14 protein-coding genes are annotated in these 14,550 nt (G+C 30.4%); 1 reads left to right on the top strand and 13 read right to left on the bottom strand.

Features of this window, described 5'->3' with window-relative positions; genetic code table 11:
• Position 1: 1 nt before the first annotated feature.
• From HMPREF2881_RS05410 to HMPREF2881_RS05365, 10 genes are all read right to left on the bottom strand, one after another.
• On the bottom strand, positions 2-847 hold the full coding sequence (locus HMPREF2881_RS05410; RefSeq protein ID WP_002449745.1) for a metal ABC transporter permease: 846 nt from the start codon (positions 845-847) through the stop codon (positions 2-4).
• Positions 848-903: 56 nt separating this feature from the next.
• Complete coding sequence (locus HMPREF2881_RS05405) at positions 904-1,680, bottom strand: metal ABC transporter ATP-binding protein (RefSeq protein WP_002455284.1); 777 nt, start codon at positions 1,678-1,680, stop codon at positions 904-906.
• Between the two features lie 120 nt (positions 1,681-1,800).
• Complete coding sequence (locus tag HMPREF2881_RS05400; protein WP_002449740.1) at positions 1,801-2,691, bottom strand: deoxyribonuclease IV; 891 nt, start codon at positions 2,689-2,691, stop codon at positions 1,801-1,803.
• A 9-nt stretch (positions 2,692-2,700) separates the two neighbouring features.
• Positions 2,701-4,047, bottom strand: a complete 1,347-nt coding sequence (locus tag HMPREF2881_RS05395) for a DEAD/DEAH box helicase (RefSeq protein ID WP_002449896.1) — start codon at positions 4,045-4,047, stop codon at positions 2,701-2,703.
• 24 nt (positions 4,048-4,071) lie between these two features.
• Positions 4,072-5,175, bottom strand: coding sequence for a Nif3-like dinuclear metal center hexameric protein (locus HMPREF2881_RS05390; protein ID WP_070653673.1), 1,104 nt, complete (start codon positions 5,173-5,175; stop codon positions 4,072-4,074).
• On the bottom strand, positions 5,165-5,854 hold the full coding sequence (locus HMPREF2881_RS05385) for a tRNA (adenine(22)-N(1))-methyltransferase (RefSeq protein ID WP_002449878.1): 690 nt from the start codon (positions 5,852-5,854) through the stop codon (positions 5,165-5,167). The genes HMPREF2881_RS05390 and HMPREF2881_RS05385 overlap by 11 nt, the downstream gene beginning before the upstream one ends.
• 103 nt (positions 5,855-5,957) lie before the next feature.
• Complete coding sequence (gene rpoD / locus HMPREF2881_RS05380) at positions 5,958-7,064, bottom strand: RNA polymerase sigma factor RpoD (RefSeq protein WP_002449793.1); 1,107 nt, start codon at positions 7,062-7,064, stop codon at positions 5,958-5,960.
• Positions 7,065-7,337: 273 nt separating this feature from the next.
• Positions 7,338-9,146, bottom strand: coding sequence for a DNA primase (dnaG, locus tag HMPREF2881_RS05375; protein WP_002488515.1), 1,809 nt, complete (start codon positions 9,144-9,146; stop codon positions 7,338-7,340).
• Positions 9,147-9,209: 63 nt separating this feature from the next.
• Positions 9,210-10,022: a pyruvate, water dikinase regulatory protein gene (locus tag HMPREF2881_RS05370; RefSeq protein WP_002449751.1), complete on the bottom strand. Its 813-nt coding sequence runs from the start codon at positions 10,020-10,022 to the stop codon at positions 9,210-9,212.
• 10 nt (positions 10,023-10,032) lie between these two features.
• Positions 10,033-10,656 carry a transcriptional regulator CcpN gene (locus HMPREF2881_RS05365; protein ID WP_071860142.1) on the bottom strand — a complete coding sequence of 208 codons (624 nt, stop codon included), beginning with the start codon at positions 10,654-10,656 and terminating at the stop codon, positions 10,033-10,035.
• Between the two features lie 331 nt (positions 10,657-10,987).
• Here HMPREF2881_RS05365 and HMPREF2881_RS05360 point away from each other — a divergent pair, with 331 nt between their 5' ends.
• Positions 10,988-12,379, top strand: a complete 1,392-nt coding sequence (locus tag HMPREF2881_RS05360; RefSeq protein WP_002449775.1) for a glycine--tRNA ligase — start codon at positions 10,988-10,990, stop codon at positions 12,377-12,379.
• Positions 12,380-12,450: 71 nt separating this feature from the next.
• On the opposite strand, the gene recO is transcribed toward HMPREF2881_RS05360, so the two are convergent.
• The 3 genes from recO to cdd are packed head-to-tail and all read right to left on the bottom strand — an operon-like array spanning position 12,451 to position 14,538.
• Positions 12,451-13,200, bottom strand: a complete 750-nt coding sequence (gene recO, locus HMPREF2881_RS05355) for a DNA repair protein RecO (protein ID WP_002449731.1) — start codon at positions 13,198-13,200, stop codon at positions 12,451-12,453.
• 33 nt (positions 13,201-13,233) lie between these two features.
• Positions 13,234-14,133, bottom strand: coding sequence for a GTPase Era (era, locus tag HMPREF2881_RS05350; RefSeq protein WP_002449851.1), 900 nt, complete (start codon positions 14,131-14,133; stop codon positions 13,234-13,236).
• The gene (gene cdd, locus HMPREF2881_RS05345) at positions 14,134-14,538 is read right to left on the bottom strand and encodes a cytidine deaminase (RefSeq protein WP_002449907.1); all 405 of its coding nucleotides are present in this window, start codon (positions 14,536-14,538) and stop codon (positions 14,134-14,136) included.
• Positions 14,539-14,550: the final 12 nt, after the last annotated feature.

Below are 14,550 nucleotides of genomic sequence, written 5' to 3'. Positions count from 1 at the left end.
TTTAATGCTCCTTTTTGGCAGTTCGTTTAGTTTTCTGTAGTAACATCGTTATTCCTAAAATTAGAACTAATAATACCACGATGACACCACCAGGAGATATATTAATATAAAATGCTAAGGTAAGTCCTAGAATGACAGAACATTCACCTATAATAATACTTAAGATAATCAACTGTTTAAATCCTTTAGTTAATCGCATTGCTATAGCCACAGGTAATGTAATTAATGCACTCACAAGTAAAATTCCTACTACTCTCATTGATGCAGAAATAACCATAGCAACAATCGTTATAAATAAAAACTGAATCCATTTTGGAATATTAATAACCTTACTATATTCCTCATCAAAAGATAAAATAAATAATTCTTTGTATAATAAAAGAATGAATAATAATACGACGATTGAAATGATCGTAATTGTGACTAAGTCACTTAAATTTACAGCACTAATTGATCCGAATAATAATCCAACAATTTCTTGATTGAACCCATCAGCTAGAGAAATAAAAATTGCGCTTAATGCAATTCCAGCACTCATTATAATTGGAATTGCAATTTCTTGATAGTTTGAATACGAAGTTCTTAATTTTTCTATAAGTAAAGCTCCAACTATTGCAAAGATTATACCAAACCACATAGGGTTTATAAATACTAATACTGGTGATAAGGTAATAATAAACATTCCAAACGAAATACCGCCTAGTGTGACGTGACTTAAAGCATCAGCAATTAATGATAATCGCCTTACCACTATAAATGCACCAATTAAAGGTGCAATAAAACCAATCAATATCCCACTTAAAAGTGAATATCTCATAAAATCAAAGTTTAACAATGCTTCAATCATGATATTCACCTCTTAATTTAATCCATATACTTATCATAATTAACTCCTATTTAAAATTATGCTTCACAGCATGAACGATTATGTTGATGATCAACAAATTTAATTGGATGACCATATATTTTTGAAATTTCAACTTCATCAAGAGACTTAAATTCTTCAGTAGAACCGTGGAAATGAAGATGTTTATTTAAGCAAGCGACTTTTGTAGCTGTGTCTACCACAACGCCTATATCATGAGTAACTAAAATAATCGTTATACCTTCTTCTTTTAAATGTTGCAAGGTGGCATAAAATTCATTCACATGTTTTGCATCAATCCCATTTGTCGGTTCGTCTAATACTAAGACAGATGGATTTGAAATTAAAGCGCGTGCAATTAGTACACGTTGTTGTTGTCCACCTGATAATTCTGCAATATTTTTATTCTTTAGATGATGAATATTTAAACGATGTAAGACATTATCTACTTGTTGTTCATCATTTTTATTAAACCACTGAAAAATTCTTTTCGTTTTAGTTAAACCACTTAAAACAACTTCTTTCACACTAGCAGGAAATCCTGCAGTAAAAGCATTGGCTTTTTGAGACACATAACTAATTTTTAATGCAGATTGAGTATTTTTTTTATAAGATTTCCCGTCAATGTATATTTCACCGCGTTGTAATGGTAATAAGCCAAGAATAACCTTTAAAAGAGTAGATTTTCCTGCTCCATTAGGACCAACAATTGCAAGAAAGTCACCTCTATTAATTCGGATATTAATGTTTTCTAATACTTGTTTATTATCAAAATAATAATCAATATTTTTTAATTCAAAAACAGGTTGATTCATCTTTTCACCTCGCTAAATACTATACAATTATATATGTTTTTTGTAAATAGTAATGTTTACGAATTAAAATAAGAGTAAGATAGTCTCTTTGTAGATTATGCTATCTTACTCTTATTTTAATTATTGATTCAATATTTTTTCTTTTAATTTAGGATCAAAAATTTGAGATTTTAACATTTCAATTTCAAAGCGATAAGGCGGCTTTTTATTTTTCTTATCTTCTCCTACATAAGGAGTTTCAAGGATTTTAGGAATGTCTTTAAAAGCTTCATGATGTACCACATTATTCAAGGCATCAAAACCAATATATCCAAATCCAATATTTTCATGTCGGTCTTTATGTGCACCTTGTTCATTTTTACTATCATTTACATGAACAACTTTAATACGGTCTATTCCAATAATTTTATCAAACTCATTCAAAACGCCATCAAAATCATTTTTGATATTATAACCAGCATCATGTGTATGACAGGTATCGAAGCAAATAGATAACCGATCGTTATGTGTCACACCATCAATAATGCGAGCAAGTTCTTCAAAACTACGTCCAATTTCTGTTCCTTTTCCAGCCATTGTTTCAAGTGCAATTCGTACATCATGATCATGTGTTAACACTTCATTTAATCCTTTAATAATCTGATTAATTCCTTTATCTGCACCAGCACCTACATGTGCACCTGGATGTAAGACAATATCTTTCGCTCCTAAAGCTTGCGTACGTTCAATCTCATTTTGAAGGAAATTAACACCTAATTCATAAACTTCAGGTTTCGTTGTATTTCCTATGTTTATTATGTAAGGAGCGTGTACAACAATATTTGATAAACCATATTGTTCCATAACTTTATGCCCTTTTTCAATATTTAAATCGTTTATACTTTTTCTTCTTGTATTTTGAGGTGCACCTGTATAAATCATAAATGTTGATTCACCAAATTGATGTGCTTCTTCGGCCGATCCTTCTAACATTTTTTTACCACTCATTGATACATGTGAGCCAATTAACATTTGTTTCACCTAACCTTTTTTATTGTTTTTTCGTTGTTGTCTACTACGTTGTTTACTGTATTGCTTTCTTTCTTGTCGTTTCATTCTTTCTACTTCTTGTTTAAATTTCTTTTTATAACCTGGTTTAACTTTATTTTTAGATTTACTTCTTACTTTATGTTTTACTTGATTTGTTAAATGATCATCTTTACGTTCGCGTTTATGACGTGTATTGTGCGCTTTGATTGGCTTAAGTTCTCCATTTTTAATATCAACATTATCAAAGTGGTAGCCTTTATCTTCAATAAGAGAAATATTATGTTCTTCATCTGGGCTATATAATGTTAGAGCCACGCCTTTATAATTTCCACGTCCTGTTCTACCCACTCTATGAGTAAAGAAATCAATATCATTAGGAACATCAAAATTCACTACATGACTAACGCCTTCAATATCAATTCCTCTTGAAGCTAAATCACTTGCAATAACATATTGGAAATCTAAATTCCGAATACGTTTCATTTGTTGTTTACGTTCTCTTGGTGTTAAACCGCCATGAATCATACCAACTTTAATGCCAGACTCATTAAGAGATTGAGCAAGTTCATTTGCATTTTCTCTACTGTTACAAAAAATAATACATAGATATGGATTTAGTATATCAATTAATTGCAAAGTTTTATCAACTTTTTCAGTTCCTTTAGTAGGAATCAAATAAAATTCAATATTTTTTTTATTTTGGGATTTGTTATCAACTACAACATATTCAGGGTGACTAAGATACTTATTTAAAAACGGTTCTAATGATTTTGGAATTGTTGCACTAAAGACTGCAATATTAGCATTTTCATCTAAACGAGCAGCAATATAATCAACATCTTCTATTAAGCCTAAATCAATGAGTAAATCTGCTTCATCGATAATTAAATATGATGCCTTATGAATATGCAAATGTCCACTCTGAGCTAAATCATTGATTCGTGTTGGTGTACCAATCACTAATTGAGGTTGTTGATTTGTTCGTTGTTTATCTTTCTCTATGTCAGTACCACCAATAAATAAACTTACTTTAATATCTGATTGAAAACTAGCTAGATGACTAGCCACTTTATACAATTGTTGTGCTAATTCACGAGTTGGTGCAACAACAATACTTTGAGGTTCTTTAATGTCAGTATTAATTAAATCTATTAAAGGTAATAAAAAGGCGTGTGATTTGCCAGTACCGGTTTGTGATTGACCAATTAAATTGGTTCCTTTTTTTATACGTGGAATAATTCTATTTTGAATTTCAGTAGGTTTATTAAAATTTAAATCTTTAACTGCATCAATAAGATTTGTATTTAAATTAAATATTTCAAATGGATGATTAGCCATTCATCTGACCTCCTTTGTATAGTTTTAAATATAATTAAATGGATCTGTATTTATTTCTGAAGCTTCTATATTAAACTGCTTACTCTCATTACTAAATAACCATTGTCCTAGTAAGCCTTTAAGTCCTTCTTTCATAACGTACTCACTATAATGATTGATATCTAATAAATGAATGCCATTAGTTTTAGCATCAAGTGCATCATGATGTTTTATGTCTCCAGTAACGAAAACATCTGCTCCCTTTTTAAAAGCACTAGTTTCAAAACCGATACCAGCACCTCCGATAATAGCAACTGTTTTAATTAACGCTTCTGAAGGACCTGTATAACGAACGCTAGGAATATTTAAATGTGCTTTAGCATATTTAGCAAAATGTTCTAAATTTAACGGCTCATTTAGTTCGCCTATTTTTCCAAGACCATAATTAGCAGATGTCGTCATCTTAATAAAATCATATACAGGTGTTTCATAAGGATGGTAATTAATAATTGCATTTTTAGCAATATTTAATTGATCTTTACGAATCATAAATTCTAGCTTCACTTCATTTACATATTCAATTCGATTTAGTTCTCCAATATGAGGGCGAGCCTCTCCAACTGGTTTGAATTGACTTTTACCTTTGGACTCAAAGAAACAATATTCATAATTCCCTTCTTTTGCTAAACCAATATTATTAATATGATATTTAAATGATTCTAGATTTTCTTCGGGAATGTAAGTTTGTACTTTATAGTAAAATGATTCTTCTTCATTTAAAAATCTAATATTAGTTAAATTTAATTTTTTTGCTAGCATCTCATTGACACCATCAATGTGATTATCTAAATTGGTGTGCAAAGCAATAAGTTGAATATCATTTTGAATAAGCATGTGTATTAATTTACCATATCCATCATTAACTAATGATTTAATACCTTTAAAAATTAAAGGGTGATGGGCAATAATTGTATTGTATCCTTTGCTAATTGCCTCTTCTATTACTTCCATTGTGCAATCTAATGCTGTCAAAATACCTGTTATCTCTTTAGTGTCATCTCCAATTAATAAACCCACATTATCCCAGCTTTCAGCAGTTTTAAGGGGAACGTGTTGGTCAATAATTGACATTAGTTCTTTAATTTTCATTATAGAGTACCTCTCTTATCATTGATATCTCTTCTTCAATCTCTTCTAGTCTCTCACGATGTTGTATTGGATTCAATTGATTACGAATATGCTCTAAAGCTGCTAACTCTCTTTCCCACTTTTTTATAAAAATACCGTTTTTATTATTTAAAAGAATAGGACCAAATTTAAGCGATTTTTTATTAAGAAGATTAAGATTTTCTTTCCATTCACTAACTACAATTTCATAGATATGTCCTTTTTCTTCTAAAATTTCTTCAGCGATAATATCATAATTAAGATGTTGAAGTGTCTTGCGTAAGGTTTCAGTTTGAATATTACTTTGCAAAATTAGACGTGGATGATGTGCAAGTTTATCTTTACCTTCATCTAATATTTTCGCTATTAAAGGTCCACCCATTCCACAAATTGTGATATTATCTACTTTATCTTTCTCAGTTAGTATACTAAGACCATCACCTAATCGAACATCGATATGTTGAGTAAGTTGATGCTGTGCTACATTCTTTTTAGCAGCTGTATAAGGTCCTTTGATTACTTCGCCAGCAATAGCATCATCGCATAGATGATGTTGTAATGCATAAATAGGTAAATAAGCGTGATCAGAACCGATATCAGCTAATGAATTACTTAATAAGTATTGGCTTACAACTTTTAATCGATGATTTAATGATATCATTGTTATCTCCTTTATTATAAAAAGAGGCTAGGACATAGTATTGTCTTAGCCTCAAGTTTCTTTATACATAACATCTATCGTTAACTCAGATTCACCATTAATCTTAGTCCATAAAATCTTTAAGACGCTTGCTACGACTTGGATGTCTTAATTTTCTAAGCGCTTTAGCTTCGATTTGACGAATACGTTCTCTTGTAACACCGAACACTTTACCCACTTCTTCTAATGTTCTAGTTCGTCCGTCATCAAGGCCAAATCTTAAACGTAAAACATTTTCTTCTCTATCAGTAAGTGTATCTAAAACGTCTTCTAATTGTTCTTTCAATAACTCATAAGCAGCATGGTCAGAAGGGCTTTGTGCTTCTTGATCTTCAATAAAGTCTCCTAAGTGACTGTCATCTTCTTCACCTATTGGCGTTTCTAGGGATACTGGCTCTTGAGCTATTTTAAGTATTTCGCGAACTTTTTCAGGTGGTAAATCCATTTCTTCACCAATTTCTTCAGGAGCAGGATCACGACCTAAGTCTTGTAATAATTGTCTTTGTACGCGAATAAGCTTATTAATAGTTTCAACCATATGCACAGGAATACGGATGGTACGAGCTTGGTCAGCAATAGCACGTGTAATGGCTTGTCTAATCCACCACGTAGCATAAGTAGAAAATTTAAATCCTTTACTAAAATCGAACTTTTCTACTGCTTTGATAAGACCCATATTCCCCTCTTGAATTAAGTCTAAGAAAAGCATACCACGACCAACATACCGTTTTGCAATACTTACAACTAATCGCAAGTTGGCTTCTGCAAGGCGAGATTTTGCTACTTCATCACCTTGTTCAATACGTTTAGCTAATTCAATTTCTTCTTGTGCACTAAGAAGATTTACACGTCCAATTTCTTTTAAGTACATTCTTACAGGATCATTAATTTTAACACCTGGAGGCGCACTTAAGTCATTTGGATTTAATTTTTCATCTGTATCTGAACTATCTTTTTCATTTACTAAACTAATATCGTTATCATTTAGTTGGTCAAAGAAATCATCCATTTGGTCGGAATCCATGTCAAAATTTTGCAGCTTTTCAGCAATTTCTTCATGACTTAGATGACCTTCCTTTTTACCTTTTTCAATTAATTGTTTTTTAACATCTTCTAATGTTAAAGTCGGATCAATTGTTTGTTTTTTGATTTTAACTTGGTTATCAGACATGAAAAGGCCTCCCAATCGTATTTTAAGCTTTCAATTAAGATATTTAATTATATAATAAATTATTATAATAAGAAAAGTATATTTTATAATAAACATGAAATATTATCATTCTATAGGTAATAAAAATGATATCCTTATTTCATAAATATTTAACTTACTATTTGTCTACCCTTTAAAAAAGCATAATAACCATTATACAGTAATGGTTATTAAATATAAATACTATATTAAAAGTTTAATATTTGTTTATATTTTTTAAATTTAAATGTTCATCTACATGCGTTGCTTATTTTTATCAACTATCATTTGTAAATAATATTTTTGAGATTCTACGTCACCAATTCTAAGTGCTTCTTTTAATTTATGATTAAGTTCTTCAATAGAATCTTCATATTTGTTTTCATTTAAGGTTGAGATATATTCTTCAATTTCTAAATCATAAGGTTCTCGATTTAATTCATAATCATCAAGCTGTATAATTGCTTCTCTAATATCTTTATCTTCAATGTATAATATTAAATCACTTATCGAATAGTAATCATTTTCAGAATAATAATCGGTTAGCGCTTTAAAAATACTTTGAAAATATTTATTCGTAAAATCATTTGCTTCAAGTTGTCGGTTATAATTTAGAAATACATCTTTATCCATCATAAAATGTTTTAATAAAGCTCTTTGTGCTTTTTCACTTTTGTTTAAATGTGTAAAAACAATGTTTAAATTTTGAGTATTTGAATTCGAGTTATCATTGGTATTTCCAATATAGTCTTCTTCATATGAGATAAATTCAGGTTGTTGATGTACATTGGACATAATAGTATTGGCATCAATATTGAAAATGTCAGCTACGTCATTCACAATTTTATTTTTTAATATTGAAGATCTGACAAATGAAATATCTTCAGTAATCTCTTTAAAGTGACGCTCATAAGCTAGATCATTATTTTCAATTTCTTCTCGATAGAATTGAACTTTGTAAATAATAAACGATTTCTTCTCATTATTTAAAAATTCTATAAATTTTTCTTTACCGAATTTAACTATATATTCATCGGGATCCATGTTTTTTGGTAATTGTACTACAAATACATTTAATCCATGTTTCAGTAAATGTTCTCCAGTTTTTAAAGTGGCCTCTTGACCAGCAAAGTCTCCATCAAACATTAAAGTTATATTAGAGGTTAATTTTTTTAAAACTGTCATGTGATCTTCTGATAATGCTGTACCCATACTTGCTACCACTGTTTTTAATCCAGCGTAATCAGCTTTAATTACATCCATAAATCCTTCTAACAACATTACTTCATCATTTTTTCTAATTGATTTTCTTGCGTTATCAAGATTATAAAGTAATCGTCTTTTTTGAAAAATCGGTGTCTCAGGACTATTTAAATACTTAGGTTCTTGATTGTTATAAGTTCTACCAGAAAAACCGACAATTCTTCCTTGAGCATTTTTTAAAGGAAACATGATGCGATCTCTAAAACGATCGTAGTAACTAAAATTTTCTTCGTTACGTGATAACAAACCAGCTTCATAAGCTAGTTCTATGTCATATCCTTTTTGTTTTAAAAAGTCATGACAAAAGTGAGCGTTATTAGGGGCATACCCTATTCCACGAGATTTTATTAATTCTTCAGTGAAACCACGATTTACGAGATAATTTAAAGCTTCTTCACCTTCTACTGATTTCATTAATGCATACATATAATATTCATTAATTAATTCATGCATTTCAATCATTTTTAAGTCTTCAGATGCTATTTGAGTTGTAGAGGGATTAGAATGACCAATATCTACTTTTATATTAACGCGTTCTCCAAGTTCTTGTACTGCTTCTACGAATGAAATGTCCTTAATGTCTTGAATAAATTGAAAAACATTTCCACCTTTTTTACAACCAAAGCAATGGCATATTTGTTTATCTTCAGAAACTGTAAAAGAAGGTGTTTTTTCATCATGAAAAGGACACAAACCAATGTAATTGCGTCCTCTTTTTTCTAATTTCACATATTCACTTACTAAATCTAAAATATCTGTTTTTTCCTTTATTTCGTTAATTACAGACTGTTCTATACGCAATATATATCACCTATTAAATAGTAGTCATAATATTATACACTTTTATAAAAGGTTTTTAAATATTTATGCTTTACTTTCAATAATTTGTATAACATCATTTGCTGTTTCTTCAATAGCCTTATCAGATACATCAATAACAGGGCATCCTATTTTTTCGACAATTTTTTCAAAATATTGAATTTCTTCTTTAATTCTATCTTCAGTCGCATATCTAGCATGTTCACCTAATCCTAATTGTTTAAGTCGTTGTTTTCTTATTAAATTAAGTTTATCTTCACTAATCTTTAATGCTATACATTTAGTTGGATTAATTTTAAATAATTCGTCTGGTGGCGTTACCTCTGGAACTAGAGGAATGTTCATTACTTTATAGCTTTTGTGCGCTAAATACTGAGATAGAGGCGTCTTAGAAGTTCTTGAAATGCCAATTAAAACAATATCTGCCTTAGGTAATCCTTTCGCATCTTTACCATCATCGTATTTTACCGCAAATTCGATTGCATCTATTTTTTTGAAATAGGCATCGTCTAATTTATGAACTCTGCCTGGCTGATTATACGGCTCCTCATCATGCGTTTGATTAAGTAGTGTCATTAGAGGACCCATTATATCAACAGCTTTTAAAGAGAAATCGTCTACTTTTTTCTTCATATATGCTTTAATTTCTGGTTCTACTAACGTATATACAATAATTGCATTTTTATCTATAGCGACCTGTATAACTTCATCTATATCCTTAAAGGTTTCTATATAAGGATATCTCAAAAAACCATGTTTACAAGCTTTAGGATTAAATTGAGCGACGCAAGCACTAGCAACCAACTCAGCTGTATCTCCTATTGAATCAGATGCAATGATTATCTTTATATTTTCCATTGTTTATCACCTATTCTTTAAATAATGAAACAAATAATTTTGTTATTGTTGTTTTAGATATTCTACCTACAACTTTATATTTACTATTTTCTTTTTTTCTAACGACGGGAATTGAATCAATTTCCTTATCTATCATTTGACTTGCAGCATAGATGACGAGGTCTTCTTCTTTTAAATAAACAATATTAGGCATACGTGACATGATGATACTTATAGGCATAGTATGAATATCTTGACCAATCATAGAGGCACGTAACAAATCTTTTCGCGAGCTCACACCAATCAATTCATCTTTTTGATTAGTAATAAATAATGTTCCTGTATCTTCTAAAAATATAGTACATATAGCATCATAAATTGTCGTATCTTCTTTAACGATAACAGGTAGAGACATATGATCTTTTATTATATATTGACGTAAATGATCACTGATTAATTTATTCTTGGATTTACCTGAATAATAATAACCCACACGTGGTCTAGCTTCAATAAAACCAGACATAGTTAAAATAGCTAAATCAGGACGTAAAGTAGCACGAGTTAAATTAAGCTTATCTGCTATATGTTCACCTGTTATCGGGCCACCATCCTTAACTATTTCAATTATTTGTTCTTGTCTTTTACTTAATTCTATAGGTCTTCACCCCTTTTAATTTCATGTTTTATTATACCTATTTATATATATACCTACAAATACATATAAATCCTTGCTATTAAATTTTCTATGAATTAAAATATGATTAAGCGAGTTAAGGTTGGTGGAAGCTTAACATTTTAAAAATTGGCTTATCAATATCATTACATAAAAGCGAGTGTCTACACTAATTTGGGTGGAACCGCGGGTTATTTTGTTAACACTATATATTTATATAGATGAATTATTAACTCGTCCCAAGATAATAATAAGTATTGTTTTATATTTATTTATTGTCTTGGGACGTTTTTATTTTAAAAGGAGAGATAATATGGTTAAAGATATGGATACTATTGTATCACTAGCTAAACATAGAGGATTTGTATTCCCAGGTAGTGATATTTACGGTGGTTTATCTAATACATGGGATTATGGTCCATTAGGTGTTGAATTAAAAAATAATATTAAAAAAGCATGGTGGCAAAAATTCATTACTCAATCACCATACAATGTTGGGATTGATGCTGCAATTTTAATGAATCCAAAAACTTGGGAAGCATCTGGTCATTTAGGTAATTTTAATGACCCAATGATTGATAATAAAGATAGTAAAATTCGCTATCGTGCAGATAAATTAATCGAAGACTATATGCAAAATGAAAAAGGTGATGAAAATTTCATTGCTGATGGCTTAAGTTTTGAAGAAATGAAACGCATCATCGATGATGAAGGTATTGTATGTCCAGTAAGTGGTACTGCTAATTGGACAGATATTCGTCAATTTAACTTAATGTTTAAAACATTCCAAGGTGTTACTGAGGGCTCTACTAATGAACTATTTTTACGTCCAGAAACTGCTCAAGGTATTTTCGTAAACTATAAAAACGTTCAACGTTCAATGCGTAAAAAATTACCATTCGGTATTGGTCAAATCGGTAAATCATTCCGTAATGAAATCACGCCTGGTAACTTTATTTTTAGAACAAGAGAATTTGAACAAATGGAATTAGAATTCTTCTGTAAACCTGGTGAAGAAATTGAATGGCAAAATTACTGGAAAACATTTGCAAGTCAATGGTTAAAAGATTTAAACATCAATGAAGAAAATATGAGATTACGTGACCATGATGAAGAAGAATTATCTCACTATTCTAATGCGACTACAGATATTGAATATAAATTCCCATTTGGTTGGGGCGAATTATGGGGTATTGCAAGCCGTACTGATTTTGACTTGAAAAAGCACAGTGAACATTCTGGCGAGGATTTCAGATATCATGATCCAGAAACAAATGAGAAATATATTCCATATTGTATTGAACCTTCTTTAGGGGCAGATCGTGTTACATTAGCTTTCTTATGTGATGCTTATGATGAAGAAGGCGTTGAAGGTAGTAAAGATGCTCGTACAGTAATGCATTTCCACCCTGCTTTAGCACCATATAAAGCTGCTATTTTACCATTAAGTAAAAAATTATCTGAAGAAGCAATTAAAATCTTTGAACAATTAAGTTCTAAGTTTTCTGTTGATTTTGATGAATCACAATCAATTGGTAAGCGTTATCGTCGTCAAGATGAGATCGGTACTCCTTACTGTATTACATTTGATTTCGATTCATTAGAAGATAATCAAGTTACAGTACGTGATAGAGATTCTATGGAACAAGTTCGTATGCCAATCTCAGAATTAGAAACATTCTTAGCTGAAAAAGTTAAGTTTTAATATAACAAGAACCCACTTATTACTTGCTATGAGTAATAAGTGGGTTCTTTAATTAATTTAAACATTGTATATTATTCTAATCGCTTAAGTTGATTAATTAATTTTTGACCTTTAAAGTACATGCCAGCATATTCTTTATACAGCATTATCATTAATTCTGACATTTCATCTAATAAAGTTTGGTTAATATTAAAATGATTCATTTTATCAATTGGCAACTTTTGTAAAATATCCAATAAATAAAATGTTTTATTGGATAGCTTTAATGCATAAGGATCATTATTTAATACAGTTTCTGAGATTGTCCCGTCATATTTAAAACTGTAAGCAATAAGCTTAGATTGATCAGTATCACCAGTAATTGCACAATAATTGAAAAATGCGCCAAAACCAAATTTATTCATACATTTCAATAATACGATAATCGACATTAATTGAGCAGAATTACCTTCTGAAATTTTATTGAGTACAAATTCTAATAACTTATAATGATATAGAGAAACTTCATCTGGTTCTAATGATCGATCTATTGCTTCGACACATAAAGTCGCATAACTACTATCAAAAATATCTAATCGTAATTGATAATATTGGTTTATGACATCAATAGAACTGAGCGTCCCCATACCTTTCCATTTATTATAAATAAATAAGCCATACACAAAGAGTTGTGTATGAGCTTGCAAGCCGGTTTTAGATTTCTTAGCACGTCTTACCATAATAGGAATTTTAGCACCATGCTCGTTTAATATTGTAATAATTTTATCGGATTCACCATAATCTACTGATTTTATGATAATTCCTTTTTGTTTTTCTAACAATGCATCTCACCGGCTTTCCTATTAATTTAAACGTTAATCTTGATCTTCAACATATCCCATTTGACGAATAAAGTTTACTTTATTTCTCCAATCTTTCTGAACTTTTACCCATAATTCAAGGTAAACTTTTGATCCGAGAAGCATTTCAATATCGCGTCGAGCTCTTTTACCAACTTCTTTAAGTTTTTTCCCACCCTTACCTATAACAATTCCTTTTTGAGAATCACGTTCAACAAAAATAGTTGCTTCAATTCTTACTCTTTCTTCACTTTCCTTAATCATTCTGTCTACATTTACCCCTATTGCATGTGGGATTTCTTCACTTGTTAAATGTAAGATTTTTTCTCTAATAATCTCGCCTACTACAAATTGTTCTGGATGATCCGATATTTGATCATCAGGGTAATATTTTGGACCTTCAGGTAAATAATCTTTAAGTACATCGATAAAATGATCCACATTCAATCCCTCAAGTGCCGAAATTGGCACGATTTCAGTAAAATCCATATAGGTTTTATATTTTTCAATCTTAGGCATAAGTGCATCTGGATGAACTAAATCAATTTTATTTAACACTAGAAATACCGGTGTTTTAACATTTTTCAGCATTTCCATTATATATTCATCACCACGACCAATATCTTCATTTACATTTACCATAAACATAATAGCATCGATTTCTGATAGCGTATTTTTAGCTACACGCATCATATAATCTCCTAATTTATGCTTAGGTTTATGAATGCCTGGTGTATCTAAGAAAATGATTTGAGCATCTTCTCTTGTCATTACTCCCTGAATTTTATTTCTTGTTGTTTGAGCTTTATCTGACATAATTGCAATTTTATGTCCAATGACTCTATTCATAAATGTGGATTTTCCCACATTCGGTCTCCCTATAATAGATACAAATCCTGATTTGTGTTCTGTCATTTATTCTAAATCCTTTCCTGAAAAGCCGTGAGGTAATAGTTCTACTACAGTTGATTTAATCATCTCACCTTTATGATTTGTCATATACACAGGCATGTCGTCATCACAGAGTTCTTTTAATACTTGACGACATGTTCCACAAGGTGATGACGGATGTTCAGCGTCAACGGTAACTGTTATTGATTCAAAATCTCCTGGTCGATAGCCTTCTGAAATTGCAGCTACTAAACTAGATCGTTCTGCGCAAATCGTTGCTGGATAAGCTGCATTTTCAACATTTGCTCCATAAAAATGACGACCGTCTTTTGTTTTTAAATATGCACCTACTTTAAAATGACTATACGGTACATAAGCACGTTGTTGAGCTTTTCTAACTTCTTGAAAATAATGTGATTGATAACTCATTTTATTGTCCCC

Origin of the sequence: Staphylococcus sp. HMSC057A08, from assembly GCF_001812925.1 — a bacterium.
Classification (GTDB): Bacteria; Bacillota; Bacilli; order Staphylococcales; family Staphylococcaceae; genus Staphylococcus; species Staphylococcus hominis.
The sequence above is the reverse complement of the archived record's forward strand: the minus strand, read 5'-3'. Positions and strand labels throughout refer to the sequence as shown.

Coding starts and splice junctions, on each gene's coding strand:
- HMPREF2881_RS05400 (WP_002449740.1), bottom strand. CDS start 2,691: ATGTTAATTGGCTCACATGTATCAATGAGTGGTAAAAAAATGTTAGAA.
- HMPREF2881_RS05385 (WP_002449878.1), bottom strand. CDS start 5,854: ATGATATCATTAAATCATCGATTAAAAGTTGTAAGCCAATACTTATTA.
- cdd (WP_002449907.1), bottom strand. CDS start 14,538: ATGAGTTATCAATCACATTATTTTCAAGAAGTTAGAAAAGCTCAACAA.
- era (WP_002449851.1), bottom strand. CDS start 14,133: ATGACAGAACACAAATCAGGATTTGTATCTATTATAGGGAGACCGAAT.
- HMPREF2881_RS05370 (WP_002449751.1), bottom strand. CDS start 10,022: ATGGAAAATATAAAGATAATCATTGCATCTGATTCAATAGGAGATACA.
- HMPREF2881_RS05410 (WP_002449745.1), bottom strand. CDS start 847: ATGATTGAAGCATTGTTAAACTTTGATTTTATGAGATATTCACTTTTA.
- HMPREF2881_RS05390 (WP_070653673.1), bottom strand. CDS start 5,175: ATGAAAATTAAAGAACTAATGTCAATTATTGACCAACACGTTCCCCTT.
- rpoD (WP_002449793.1), bottom strand. CDS start 7,064: ATGTCTGATAACCAAGTTAAAATCAAAAAACAAACAATTGATCCGACT.
- HMPREF2881_RS05395 (WP_002449896.1), bottom strand. CDS start 4,047: ATGGCTAATCATCCATTTGAAATATTTAATTTAAATACAAATCTTATT.
- HMPREF2881_RS05360 (WP_002449775.1), top strand. CDS start 10,988: ATGGTTAAAGATATGGATACTATTGTATCACTAGCTAAACATAGAGGA.
- HMPREF2881_RS05405 (WP_002455284.1), bottom strand. CDS start 1,680: ATGAATCAACCTGTTTTTGAATTAAAAAATATTGATTATTATTTTGAT.